Origin of the sequence: Streptomyces sp. NPDC051822 (assembly GCF_044452745.1) — a bacterium.
Classification (GTDB): Bacteria; Actinomycetota; Actinomycetes; order Streptomycetales; family Streptomycetaceae; genus Streptomyces.
In genome coordinates, this window is the sequence record NZ_JBITBZ010000017.1 from 38,188 (window position 1) to 51,407 (window position 13,220).

A 13,220-nucleotide genomic window follows, 5' to 3' on the forward strand; every position below is an offset into this window, starting at 1 on the left:
GTACGCCCGCCCCGCGCCCCCCCAAGGCCGGGGCTCCCGCATGTCTGGAGGACACCCGATGGCCACTCCCCTCCCCGCGGACCGGCTCGTCGCCGCGCTCCGCGCCGAAGGCGTCACCGTCGTCGAACACCCCGGCTGGCGCACCCACCACCGCAACCACGCCGGCGCCTGGGGCCCGGTCACCGGCGTGATGATCCACCACACCGTCAGCTCCGGCACCGCCAACTCCGTCGAACTCTGCTTCAACGGCTACGAGGGACTGCCGGGACCGCTCTGCCACGGCGTCATCGCCAAGGACGGCACGGTCCACCTCGTCGGCAACGGCCGCGCCAACCACGCCGGCGGCGGCGACCCCTCCGTCCTCCAGGCCGTCATCACCGAGACGTACGGGGACCGGCCCCCGGCGCCCCGCGTCCACCAGGGCAGCCCCGGCGCCGTCGACGGCAACTCCCGCTTCTACGGCTTCGAGTGCGTCAACCTCGGCAACGGCACCGACCCCTGGCCGACCGCCCAGCTCGACGCCATCGAACGGGTCTCCGCCGCCCTCTGCCGGGCCCACGGCTGGGGCGCCAAGTCCGTCATCGGCCACCTGGAGTGGTCCGACTGGAAGTCCGACCCCAAGGGGTTCGCGATGCCGACGATGCGGACCCGCGTGCAGACCCGGCTCGGCAAGGACCCCGCCAAGACCACCCCCGGCAGCACGAAGCCGGCCCCGCCCCGCCTCCAGCCGTTCCCGGGCTCCTCGTTCTTCCGCAAGGAGACGAGCTCCCCGGTCGTCACGGCCATGGGCCGCCGGCTCGTCGCCGAGGGCTGCTCCGCGTACGCCGTCGGCCCCGGCCCCCGCTGGAGCGAGGCCGACCGGCTCAGCTACGCCAGGTGGCAGCGCAAGCTCGGCTTCCGCGGCTCCGACGCCGACGGCATCCCCGGCGCCGCCTCCTGGAGCGCCCTGAAGGTCCCGTACACGAAGTAACCACCACCGAGGAGCACACCGATGTCCGATGCCGCCAAGCGCACGGCCCGTACCGTCCTCCAGTCCGCCGTCGGCATCGCCGTCGTCCTCCCCGCGATCGTCGACGCCTCCGGCATCCCCGCGACCCTCCCGTGGGTCGCCGGGGCGCTCGCCGTCGCCGGCGGTCTCACCCGGGTGATGGCACTGGACGCGGCGCAGCGCCTGCTGCCGTCCTGGCTCCGCAGCACCCCTGCCCGGGGCGGTGCCGATGACCGAGCCTGACCCGAACGATCCCGTGGCCGTCGCCCTCGAACTGGAACGGCTCCGCGGCACTCTGGAAGCCGGCTTCGCCCGCGTCGACGGCGCGCTCGCGCTGCTCGTCCAGCGCAGCGACCAGACCGACCGGCAGCTCGCCGACCACGAGGCCCGCCTCGACGGCCTCGAACGCGCCCGCTGGCCGCTGACCAGCATCGTGGCGCTCGCCGCGAGCGCCGGAGCGCTCGTCGCGGTGTGGGAGCTGGCCGCCAGATAACCCCTCCGGGGGAGCGAACGCCGAAGGGCGGCCACCCCGTTTCCGGGGTGACCGCCCTTCGCACCACTACTTACTGGTTGTACGGACCGTAGTCGTAGTCCTCCAGCGGAACGGCCTGGCCGGAGCCCGAGCCGAACGGCGAGTAGTCGATGTCGTCGTAGCCGACGGCCGAGTACATCGCGGCCTTGGCCTCCTCGGTCGGCTCGACCCGGATGTTGCGGTAGCGGGAAAGACCCGTACCGGCCGGGATGAGCTTACCGATGATGACGTTCTCCTTGAGGCCGATGAGGCTGTCGGACTTGGCGTTGATCGCCGCATCCGTCAGGACTCGGGTCGTCTCCTGGAAGGAGGCGGCCGACAGCCAGGATTCCGTCGCCAGCGAGGCCTTGGTGATACCCATCAGCTGCGGACGGCCGGAGGCGGGGTGACCGCCCTCGGTGACCACACGACGGTTCTCGGTCTCGAACTTCGAGCGCTCGACGAGCTCGCCCGGAAGCAGCTCCGCGTCGCCGGACTCGATGATCGTCACGCGGCGCAGCATCTGCCGGATGATGATCTCGATGTGCTTGTCGTGGATCGACACGCCCTGCGAGTTGTAGACCTTCTGGACTTCGGCGACCAGGTGGATCTGGACCGCGCGCTGACCGAGGATCCGGAGCACGTCGTGCGGGTTGGTGGCACCCACGGTGAGCTTCTGGCCCACCTCGACGTGGTCGCCCTCGCCCACGAGCAGACGGGCACGCTTCGAGATCGGGAACGCCGTCTCGTCGGTGCCGTCGTCCGGGGTGACGACGATCTTCTTGGTCTTCTCGGTCTCCTCGATACGGACGCGGCCGGCCGCCTCCGAGATCGGGGCGACACCCTTGGGCTGACGAGCCTCGAAGAGCTCGACGACACGGGGCAGACCCTGGGTGATGTCGTCACCGGCCACACCACCGGTGTGGAAGGTACGCATCGTCAGCTGGGTACCGGGCTCACCGATGGACTGGGCGGCGATGATGCCGACCGCCTCACCGATGTCGACCAGCTTGCCGGTGGCGAGCGAACGGCCGTAGCAGAACGCACAGGTACCGACGGCGGACTCACAGGTCAGGACCGAACGGGTCTTGACCTCCTCGACGCCCGCGTTGAGCAGGGCGTCGATGAGCACGTCACCCAGGTCGACGTTGGCCGGCGCGATGACCTTGCCGTCGATGACGACGTCCTCGGCGAGCATCCGCGCGTACACGGAGGTCTCGACGTCGTCCGTCTTCCGCAGGACACCGTCGGCGCCGCGCTCGGCGATCCGCAGCTTCAGACCGCGCTCGGTGCCACAGTCCTCCTCGCGGATGATCACGTCCTGCGAGACGTCCACCAGACGACGGGTCAGGTAACCCGAGTCGGCGGTACGCAGGGCGGTGTCCGCCAGACCCTTACGGGCACCGTGCGTGGAGATGAAGTACTCCAGAACGGTGAGGCCCTCACGGAAGGACGCCTTGATGGGACGCGGGATCGTCTCGTTCTTGGCGTTCGACACCAGACCACGCATACCCGCGATCTGACGCATCTGCATCATGTTTCCTCGGGCACCCGAGTCGACCATCATGAAGATGGGGTTCGTCTTCGGGAAGTTCGCGTTCATCGCCTCGGCAACCTCGTTGGTCGCCTTGGTCCAGATCGCGATGAGCTCCTGAGTGCGCTCTTCCTTCGTGATGAGACCGCGCTCGTACTGCTTCTGGACCTTCTCGTCCTGCTCCTCGTAGCCCTTGACGATGGCCTTCTTGGCCTCGGGCACGACGACGTCGGAGATGGCCACGGTGACACCGGAACGGGTCGCCCAGTAGAAGCCGGCCGCCTTCAGGTTGTCGAGCGTCGCCGCCACGATGACCTTGGGGTAGCGCTCGGCGAGGTCGTTGACGATCTCGGAGAGCTGCTTCTTGCCGACGGAGTAGTCGACGAACGGGTAGTCCTCGGGCAGCAGCTCGTTGAAGAGCGCGCGGCCCAGGGACGTCCGCAGACGGAACGAGTCGCCCTGCTGCCACTCGGCGGCCGGGACGTGCTCGTCACCCTCCTCCGCGACCGGGGGGACCCAGCCGCGCGGAGCGACGGTGCCGACCGGGAAGCGGATGTCGATCTGCGACTGCAGAGCGAGCTCGCCGGCGTCGAACGCCATGATCGCCTCGGCCGTGGAGCCGAACGCGCGGCCCTCGCCCTTGGTGTCACGGAGCTCACCGTCGGTGGTCAGGAAGAACAGACCGAGGACCATGTCCTGGGTCGGCATCGTGACCGGACGGCCGTCGGCGGGCTTCAGGATGTTGTTCGAGGACAGCATCAGGATGCGGGCCTCGGCCTGCGCCTCCGCGGAGAGCGGCAGGTGCACGGCCATCTGGTCACCGTCGAAGTCCGCGTTGAACGCGGTGCAGACGAGCGGGTGGATCTGGATGGCCTTGCCCTCGACCAGCTGGGGCTCGAAGGCCTGGATGCCGAGGCGGTGCAGCGTGGGCGCACGGTTCAGCAGAACCGGGTGCTCGGCGATGACCTCTTCGAGGACGTCGTACACGACCGTGCGGCCGCGCTCGACCATGCGCTTCGCCGACTTGATGTTCTGCGCGTGGTTCAGGTCCACCAGGCGCTTCATCACGAACGGCTTGAAGAGCTCCAGGGCCATGGCCTTCGGCAGACCACACTGGTGCAGCTTCAGCTGCGGACCGACGACGATCACGGAACGCGCAGAGTAGTCCACACGCTTGCCGAGAAGGTTCTGACGGAATCGACCCTGCTTGCCCTTCAGCATGTCGCTGAGGGACTTCAGGGGACGGTTGCCGGGACCGGTCACCGGACGACCACGACGACCGTTGTCGAAGAGGGCGTCCACGGCCTCCTGAAGCATGCGCTTCTCGTTGTTCACGATGATCTCGGGGGCACCGAGGTCGAGGAGACGCTTCAGACGGTTGTTGCGGTTGATCACGCGGCGGTACAGGTCGTTCAGGTCGGAGGTCGCGAAGCGGCCACCGTCCAGCTGCACCATCGGACGCAGGTCCGGCGGGATCACCGGCACGCAGTCGAGAACCATGCCCTTGGGGCTGTTCGCGGTCTGCAGGAACGCGGAGACGACCTTGAGGCGCTTGAGCGCACGGGTCTTCTTCTGGCCCTTGCCGGTACGGATGATCTCGCGGAGGCGCTCGGCCTCCTCGTCGAGGTCGAAGGACTCCAGGCGCTTCTGCAGAGCGGCAGCACCCATCGAACCGTCGAAGTACGTGCCGAAGCGGTCACGCAGCTCGCGGTAGAGGAGCTCGTCGCCCTCCAGGTCCTGGACCTTGAGGTTCTTGAAACGCGACCAGACCTCGTCCAGACGGTCGATCTCGCGCTGCGCACGGTCGCGCAGCTGCTTCATCTCACGCTCGGCGCCCTCGCGCACCTTGCGGCGCACGTCGGCCTTCGCGCCCTCGGCCTCCAGCTCACCGAGGTCGTTCTCGAGCTTCTTGGCGCGGGCCTCCAGGTCGGAGTCGCGACGGTTCTCGATCTGCTGACGCTCGACGGAGACGTGCGCCTCCAGGGAGGGCAGGTCACGCGTACGACGCTCGTCGTCGACGAACGTGATCATGTACGCCGCGAAGTAGATGACCTTCTCGAGGTCCTTCGGGGCGAGGTCGAGCAGGTAGCCAAGACGCGACGGAACGCCCTTGAAGTACCAGATGTGGGTGACGGGAGCGGCGAGCTCGATGTGGCCCATCCGCTCACGGCGCACCTTCGCGCGGGTGACCTCGACGCCACACCGCTCACAGATGATGCCCTTGAAGCGGACACGCTTGTACTTGCCGCAGTAGCACTCCCAGTCCCGGGTCGGACCGAAGATCTTCTCGCAGAAGAGTCCGTCCTTCTCGGGCTTGAGCGTGCGGTAGTTGATGGTCTCCGGCTTCTTGACCTCGCCGTGGCTCCACTGACGGATGTCGTCAGCGGTGGCCAGACCGATCCGGAGCTCGTCGAAGAAGTTGACGTCGAGCACTATGCGTCAATCCCTCTCAGGGTTGTAAGGCTTGGGGTCTGATACGGGGGTCCTGGGGCCGGCCGGGGACTCGGCGGCGTTACGCCGAGTCCCCGACCGAACTCCCGTCAGACCTCTTCGACGCTGCTCGGCTCGCGCCGGGACAGGTCGATGCCGAGCTCCTCCGCTGCGCGGAAGACGTCCTCGTCGGTGTCGCGCATCTCGATGGACATGCCGTCCGAGGACAGCACCTCCACGTTGAGGCACAGGGACTGCATCTCCTTGATGAGCACCTTGAAGGACTCGGGGATGCCGGGCTCAGGGATGTTCTCGCCCTTGACGATGGCCTCGTAGACCTTCACGCGGCCGGTCACGTCGTCGGACTTGATCGTCAGCAGCTCCTGGAGGGCGTAAGCGGCGCCGTACGCCTCCAGCGCCCACACCTCCATCTCACCGAAGCGCTGGCCACCGAACTGGGCCTTACCACCCAGCGGCTGCTGGGTGATCATCGAGTACGGACCGGTCGAACGAGCGTGGAGCTTGTCGTCGACCAGGTGGTGCAGCTTGAGGATGTACATGTAACCGACCGAGACCGGGTCGGGGAACGGCTCGCCGGAGCGGCCGTCGAACAGCCTCGCCTTACCGGTCGGGAGCACCATGCGCTCGCCGTCGCGGTTCGGGATGGTGTGGTTCAGCAGACCCGCGAGCTCGTCCTCACGCGCACCGTCGAAGACGGGGGTGGCGACGTTGGTGCCCGGGGCGACCTGGTCGGCGCCGATCGCCTGGAGGCGCTGCGCCCACTCGTCCGCGAGGCCGGAGACGTCCCAGCCGCGGCTGGCGAGCCAGCCGAGGTGGATCTCCAGGACCTGTCCCGGGTTCATTCGGGACGGGACACCCAGCGGGTTGAGGATGATGTCGACCGGGGTGCCGTCCTCCAGGAACGGCATGTCCTCGATCGGGAGGATCTTCGAGATGACGCCCTTGTTGCCGTGACGGCCGGCGAGCTTGTCACCATCGGTGATCTTGCGCTTCTGGGCGACGTAGACGCGGACCAGCTGGTTCACGCCCGGGGGAAGCTCGTCGCCCTCCTCGCGGTCGAAGACGCGGACGCCGATGATCTTGCCGATCTCGCCGTGCGGCACCTTCAGCGAGGTGTCACGGACCTCACGGGCCTTCTCACCGAAGATCGCTCGGAGCAGGCGCTCCTCCGGCGTCAGCTCGGTCTCGCCCTTGGGCGTGACCTTGCCGACGAGGATGTCGCCGGCGACGACCTCGGCACCGATACGGATGATGCCGCGCTCGTCGAGGTCGGCGAGGACCTCCTCGGAGACGTTCGGGATGTCCCGGGTGATCTCCTCCGGGCCGAGCTTGGTGTCACGGGCGTCGACCTCGTGCTCCTCGATGTGGATCGAGGAGAGGACGTCGTCCTGCACGAGGCGCTGCGACAGGATGATCGCGTCCTCGTAGTTGTGACCCTCCCACGGCATGAACGCCACGAGCAGGTTCTTGCCGAGCGCCATCTCGCCGTCTTCGGTGGCGGGACCGTCGGCGAGGACCTGGCCCTCGATGACGCGGTCGCCCTCGTCCACGACGACCTTCTGGTTCACAGAGGTGCCCTGGTTGGAGCGGGAGAACTTGTGCAGGCGGTACGTGATGTACGTGCCGTCGTCGTTGGCGACCGTGACGTAGTCGGCCGACAGCTCCTGGACGACACCGTCCTTCTCGGCCTTGAGCACGTCGCCGGCGTCGGTGGCACAGCGGTACTCCATGCCGGTGCCGACGAGCGGGGCCTCCGACTTAATCAGCGGCACCGCCTGACGCATCATGTTCGCGCCCATGAGGGCACGGTTGGCGTCGTCGTGCTCGAGGAACGGGATCATGGCCGTCGCGACCGACACCATCTGGCGCGGCGAGACGTCCATGTAGTCGACCTCGGACGGGAGGACGTAGTCGACCTCGCCGCCACGCTTGCGCACCAGGACGCGGTTCTCGGTGAGGCGCATCTCGTCGTTGAGCGCGGCGTTGGCCTGCGCGATGACGAAGCGGTCCTCCTCGTCGGCGGTGACGTAGTCGACCTCGTCGGTGACCTGACCGTCGATGACCTTGCGGTACGGCGTCTCGATGAAGCCGAACGCGTTGACGCGGCCGTACGAGGCGAGCGAACCGATCAGACCGATGTTCGGGCCTTCGGGGGTCTCGATCGGGCACATGCGTCCGTAGTGGGACGGGTGCACGTCTCGGACCTCGAAGCCGGCCCGCTCACGGGACAGACCACCAGGGCCCAGCGCCGAGAGACGACGCTTGTGCGTCAGACCCGACAGCGGGTTGTTCTGGTCCATGAACTGCGACAGCTGGCTGGTGCCGAAGAACTCCTTGATGGAGGCGACGACCGGCCGGATGTTGATCAGGGTCTGCGGCGTGATCGCCTCGACGTCCTGGGTGGTCATGCGCTCACGCACGACGCGCTCCATACGAGCCAGACCCGTGCGGACCTGGTTCTGGATGAGCTCGCCGACGTTGCGCAGACGACGGTTGCCGAAGTGGTCGATGTCGTCGGTCTCGACGACGATCTCGTTGCCGTTCTCGCCGATCGTCTCGGTCTCGCCCGCGTGGAGCTTGACCAGGTACTTGATCGTGGCGATGACGTCATCGGTCGTGAGCACGCCGGCGTCCAGCGGCTCGTCCGCGCCGAGCTTCTTGTTCACCTTGTAGCGGCCGACCTTGGCGAGGTCGTAGCGCTTCGGGTTGAAGTAGAGGTTCTCGAGCAGCGTCTGAGCGGCCTCACGGGTCGGCGGCTCGCCCGGACGCAGCTTGCGGTAGATGTCGAGCAGCGCGTCGTCCTGGCCCTGGGTGTGGTCCTTCTCCAGGGTGGCACGCATGGACTCGTACTCGCCGAACTCCTGGAGGATCTGCTCGGTGGTCCAGCCGAGAGCCTTGAGGAGGACGGTGACGGACTGCTTGCGCTTGCGGTCGATGCGGACACCGACCAGGTCGCGCTTGTCGATCTCCATCTCCAGCCAGGCACCCCGGGAGGGGATGATCTTGGCGGAGAAGATGTCCTTGTCGGACGTCTTGTCGATGGAGGAGTCGAAGTAGACACCCGGCGAACGGACCAGCTGCGACACCACGACACGCTCGGTGCCGTTGATGACGAAGGTGCCCTTGTTGGTCATGAGCGGGAAGTCGCCCATGAAGACCGTCTGGGACTTGATCTCGCCGGTCTCGTTGTTGGTGAACTCGGCGGTGACGAAGAGCGGGGCGCCGTACGTGAAGTCACGGTCCTTGCACTCGTCGATCGAGTTCTTCGGCGGCTCGAAGCGGTGGTCGCGGAAGGTCAGCGACATCGACCCGGAGAAGTCCTCGATCGGGGAGATCTCCTCGAAGATCTCCTCCAGGCCGGACTTCCTGGGGACGTCCTGTCCCGACTCAAGGGCAGCCTCGACGCGAGCCTTCCAGGCGGCGTTACCGAGCAGCCAGTCAAAGCTCTCAGTCTGCAGCGCGAGGAGGTTCGGAACCTCGAGGGGCTCCTTGATCTTTGCAAAGGAGATGCGCAGCGGGGCGGTGCTTGCGCCGTTGTTCGTATTGGTCGAGGCGTTGCGCGAGGCGGCCAAGAGGGGGTCCTTCCGAGGGCTCGGACTCACTACGCGCGTACCGGTCCCTCAGCAGTGCGTCATGGCAGACGTTTCCTGATATGACCGAAAGGCCAGTTCAGAGGGGTCAGCCAATGATGCAGATGCGAAGGTATGCCCCTGGTGACGGGCAGGGGGCAGCTAACAGGCAGCGCAAAGGGTCAGTGTAGCCACTTGGCTCACTGATGTCCAGGGCGAGTAATTCGCGACCCTCGTTGCTCTCAACTCCGCGGTACCTCGCGCCGTGTGGCGCACCTCGATACTGCCCGTTCAGCCGTCGATCCATGCCTCGGAAACGGATCGTTGTGACGACGCGTCCTGAGAATTGCGCGCTGCGTGCGGTTCGTCAAGGCCCCCCGGTCTGCGGGGCGCACGGCGAAGATCACCATACTCCGCTCCCGGCGGCCCTCACGGCCCGCGCCACGCCCTTCCCGGGGAACGCCGAAAGGCGACCACCCAGAAGGGTGATCGCCTTTCGGTGCCTCCGCGTTACACGGGGGCGGGAGTCAGCTTCAGCGACTCGAAACGGTCTTACTTGACCGTGACGGAGGCGCCGGCGGCCTTGAGGGACTCGGCAGCCTTCTCGGCGGCCTCCTTCGCGACCTTCTCGAGGACCGGCTTCGGGGTGCCGTCGACGAGGTCCTTGGCCTCCTTGAGGCCCAGGGAGGTGAGCTCGCGCACGACCTTGATGACCTGGATCTTCTTGTCGCCGGCACCCTCGAGGATGACGTCGAACTCGTCCTGCTCGGCCTCGGGCTCGGCGGCAGCGCCACCGGCGGCGGGGCCGGCAACGGCGACGGCCGCGGCGGCGGTGACGTCGAACTTCTCCTCGAAGGCCTTCACGAACTCGGAGAGCTCGATGAGGGTCATCTCCTCGAACTGGGCGAGGAGGTCGTCCTGAGAGAGCTTCGCCATGATGGGCGATCCTTCCACTAATTCGGCAGGTGCCGGATGTATGTAGAGGCGGGCGTAACGGCCCGCTGTGACCCACGCACTAGGCGGCGTGGATCAGTGCGCGAGCCGAATTACTCGGCACCGCCCTCGGCGAGCTTGACGCGAAGCGCCTCCGCGGTGCGGACGAACTTCGACGGCAGCGCCTGGAAGAGCGAGGCAGCCTGAGACTGCTTGCCCTTGAACGCGCCGGCCAGCTTGCTGAGCAGAACCTCGCGGGACTCGAGGTCCGCGAGCTTCTTGATCTCATCGGCGGTCAGCGCCTTACCGTCAAGGACACCGCCCTTGATGATGAGGTTCGGGTTCTCCTTGGCGAAGTCACGAAGACCCTTCGCCGACTCCACCGGGTCACCGGTGATGAAGGCAGCGCCCGTCGGACCGGTGAACTGGTCGTCGAGCGAGGTGATCCCGGCGTTGTTGGCCGCAATCTTGGTCAGCGTGTTCTTCACCACGGCGTACTGGGCGTTCTCACCGAGCGAGCGACGCAGCGTCTTGAGCTGCGCGACGGTGAGACCCCGGTACTCGGTCAGCACAACGGCGTTCGAGCTGCGGAACTGGTCCTCAAGCTCGGCTACCGCAGCAGCCTTGTCGGGCCTTGCCATAGAGCGTCGGCCTCCTTCCGGGTGATGAGGACCGCTCAGAAGGGGCTGACAAAACAAAACGCCCCGGGCGCAGGCGCTCGGGGCTCAGCTCTACCGCATCACGAAGATCCGGGAACTCTTCCACAATCACCTGCGCGGGCCGTTCGCGTCTCAGCGAATCCTTCGGCCACCGCACCTTGACGGCACAGTGACAACCAGCGGTCTTTGGCTTCTGTGGAAGAGTACGCGACCGGGTCGGCTTCGGGCAAATCAGGCCTGTCCTGCGCCCTTCAGCATCTCGAAGAGGTCCAGGGTGTCCTTGGCCGGCGGGGCCTGGACGGCGGCCTGGGTGCCGTAGTCGCTGTAGTCGGCCCGGATCTGCATCGAGCCCTCGGACATGGTCATGCCGACGTCCATACGCGCCGGGTAGCCGTCCGCGTTGACCCAGACCTCGGTGTCGTACCCCTTGAGGCCGGCCTTCTTCATGCTCGCGACGAGGGCGTCGTGCTCCTCCTTGGAGAACGCCTTGGAGGCCTTGTTGGCCTCCAGCATCTGCTCGAAGGTCAGCGTGCCCTTGTAGTGCTGCGTCTCCATGCCGTTGATCTTCTCGGCGCCGACGTGCTTGAGGTTCGGGGAGTCGAGCAGCAGGGCGAGCTGCTGGGCCGGGTCCTGGTTCATGTTGTCCAGGCCGCCGGTCATCTGCTTCTGGAGCGACTTGTCGCCGGACATGTCGGCGGCGGCCTTCAGGTCCATCTTCATCCAGCGCTTGCCGTCCATCTCGGCGGCCTGCTCGGCACCCATGTCCATGTACATGACGTTGTCGAGCATGACCATGCGCATCTGCTCGGGGCCGCCGGTGCCGCCCGCGCTCAGCATGGAGCCCTTCATGGTGATGTCCATCACCGCGGGGTCCCAGCCCTGCACGCCGGTCATCTCGACGGTGCCGGAGTCCGCTCCGGTACCGGTCATGCTCATCGTCATCTTGACCTTGGCGGCCTTCGCCGCCGAGGTCTTCTCGTAAGCCGCCTGGATGACCTTCGTGACGTCGCCGAGGCTCTGGGTCTTCGGCGCCTCGGACGCCGGTGCGCCGGACGCCTTGCCCGTGCCGTCCTGACAGCCTGCGACGCCCACGGCGAGGGCCACCACCGTGGCGGCTATGCCCGCGCGCTTCCCTACCGACTTGTTCATGAGAGTTCCCCACCCCTTGATCAAGGTCCTTGCGGTCCTGTGAACCGTAACAAAGAGCCGGCCCCCGCCTCTCCGGAGAGAGGCGGGGGCCGGCCGATGCACTTCAGCGAACCCCGCGGGGTTCGGCCCGGCTAGACAGAAGCCGGGTCCTCCTCGACGAGGAGGTTGCGGGTGCGGTTGGAGTCCAGCGGGATGCCGGGGCCCATCGTCGTCGTCAGGGTCGCCTTCTTGATGTAGCGGCCCTTGGCGGCGGACGGCTTCAGACGGAGGATCTCGTCCAGAGCCGCGGCGTAGTTCTCCACCAGCTTGGTCTCGTCGAAGGAGACCTTGCCGATGATGAAGTGCAGGTTCGAGTGCTTGTCGACGCGGAACTCGATCTTGCCGCCCTTGATGTCGTTGACAGCCTTCGCGACATCGGGGGTGACGGTGCCGACCTTGGGGTTCGGCATGAGACCACGCGGGCCGAGGACGCGGCCGAGGCGGCCGACCTTGCCCATGAGGTCCGGGGTGGCCACCACGGCGTCGAACTCGTTCAGGCGGTTGCCCTTGGAGATCTCGTCGATGAGCTCGTCCGAGCCGACGATGTCGGCGCCGGCGGCGATCGCGGCCTCGGCACGGTCACCGGTCGCGAAGACCAGGACCCGGGCGGTCTTACCGGTGCCGTGCGGAAGGTTCACGGTGCCACGGACCATCTGGTCGGCCTTGCGCGGGTCGACACCCAGGCGGAAGGCGACCTCGACGGTGCCGTCGAACTTCGTGGTGGCGGTGTCCTTGGCGAGACGGACGGCCTCGAGGGGGGCGTAGTTCCGCTCCCGGTCGATCTTGGCGTCCGCGCCGCGGAGAGCCTTGCTGCGCTTCACTTCTTCTCCTGGTGGTTCAGGTGTGGAGTCGTGGTGCGGGCCGGCGCTGGCCCTACCACTGAAAAGGTCGAACGGGGGCTGCTCAGCCCTCGACCGTGATGCCCATCGAACGGGCGGTGCCAGCGATGATCTTGGACGCGGCGTCCAGGTCGTTGGCGTTCAGGTCGGGGAGCTTGACCGTGGCGATCTCGCGGACCTGGGCGGCCGTGAGCTTGGCGACCTTGGTCTTGTGCGGCTCGCCGGAGCCCTTGTCCACACCCGCGGCCTTGAGGATCAGCTTGGCGGCCGGCGGAGTCTTGGTGATGAAGGTGAAGGAACGGTCCTCGTAGACCGTGATCTCCACCGGCACGACCATGCCACGCTGCGACTCGGTCGCGGCGTTGTAGGCCTTGCAGAACTCCATGATGTTGACGCCGTGCTGACCGAGCGCGGGGCCGACCGGCGGGGCCGGGTTCGCCGCACCGGCGTTGATCTGGAGCTTGATAAGCCCCGTGACCTTCTTCTTCTTGGGAGGCATTGCTCTCTCCGGGTCCTAGTGAGAGTGTTCAGCCCGCCATCCGGTCATC

Annotated in this window: 10 protein-coding genes; 3 read left to right on the top strand and 7 right to left on the bottom strand. The window is 66.9% G+C overall.

Annotation, left to right across the window (positions count from 1 at the left end; all coding sequences use genetic code 11):
- Window positions 1-58 precede the first annotated feature (58 nt).
- From ACIA8N_RS34690 to ACIA8N_RS34700, 3 genes are read left to right on the top strand one after another with little or no spacing between them, the layout of a single operon-like run.
- On the top strand, window positions 59-970 hold the full coding sequence (locus ACIA8N_RS34690; RefSeq protein ID WP_365784132.1) for a peptidoglycan-binding protein: 912 nt from the start codon (window positions 59-61) through the stop codon (window positions 968-970).
- Between the two features lie 21 nt (window positions 971-991).
- Window positions 992-1,231 (top strand): hypothetical protein, encoded by a 240-nt coding sequence (locus tag ACIA8N_RS34695; protein ID WP_365784130.1) that lies wholly within the window; start codon window positions 992-994, stop codon window positions 1,229-1,231.
- Complete coding sequence (locus ACIA8N_RS34700) at window positions 1,218-1,481, top strand: hypothetical protein (protein WP_030213919.1); 264 nt, start codon at window positions 1,218-1,220, stop codon at window positions 1,479-1,481. The genes ACIA8N_RS34695 and ACIA8N_RS34700 overlap by 14 nt, the downstream gene beginning before the upstream one ends.
- A 70-nt stretch (window positions 1,482-1,551) precedes the next feature.
- Here the strand turns inward: ACIA8N_RS34700 and ACIA8N_RS34705 are convergent, their stop codons facing one another.
- From ACIA8N_RS34705 to rplK, 7 genes are all read right to left on the bottom strand, one after another.
- Window positions 1,552-5,466, bottom strand: coding sequence for a DNA-directed RNA polymerase subunit beta' (locus tag ACIA8N_RS34705; RefSeq protein ID WP_365784127.1), 3,915 nt, complete (start codon window positions 5,464-5,466; stop codon window positions 1,552-1,554).
- Window positions 5,467-5,573: 107 nt separating this feature from the next.
- Entirely contained in the window at window positions 5,574-9,056 is a 3,483-nt protein-coding gene (rpoB, locus tag ACIA8N_RS34710; RefSeq protein WP_030549847.1) for a DNA-directed RNA polymerase subunit beta, read from the bottom strand.
- A 549-nt stretch (window positions 9,057-9,605) separates the two neighbouring features.
- Window positions 9,606-9,989, bottom strand: coding sequence for a 50S ribosomal protein L7/L12 (gene rplL, locus ACIA8N_RS34715; protein ID WP_030549848.1), 384 nt, complete (start codon window positions 9,987-9,989; stop codon window positions 9,606-9,608).
- 110 nt (window positions 9,990-10,099) lie between these two features.
- Window positions 10,100-10,627, bottom strand: coding sequence for a 50S ribosomal protein L10 (rplJ, locus tag ACIA8N_RS34720; RefSeq protein ID WP_030549849.1), 528 nt, complete (start codon window positions 10,625-10,627; stop codon window positions 10,100-10,102).
- A 249-nt stretch (window positions 10,628-10,876) separates the two neighbouring features.
- Window positions 10,877-11,794, bottom strand: coding sequence for a hypothetical protein (locus ACIA8N_RS34725; protein WP_365784124.1), 918 nt, complete (start codon window positions 11,792-11,794; stop codon window positions 10,877-10,879).
- A 131-nt stretch (window positions 11,795-11,925) separates the two neighbouring features.
- Window positions 11,926-12,654 carry a 50S ribosomal protein L1 gene (gene rplA / locus ACIA8N_RS34730; protein WP_030213902.1) on the bottom strand — a complete coding sequence of 243 codons (729 nt, stop codon included), beginning with the start codon at window positions 12,652-12,654 and terminating at the stop codon, window positions 11,926-11,928.
- Window positions 12,655-12,736: 82 nt separating this feature from the next.
- The gene (gene rplK, locus ACIA8N_RS34735) at window positions 12,737-13,171 is read right to left on the bottom strand and encodes a 50S ribosomal protein L11 (protein ID WP_030318720.1); all 435 of its coding nucleotides are present in this window, start codon (window positions 13,169-13,171) and stop codon (window positions 12,737-12,739) included.
- Window positions 13,172-13,220: the final 49 nt, after the last annotated feature.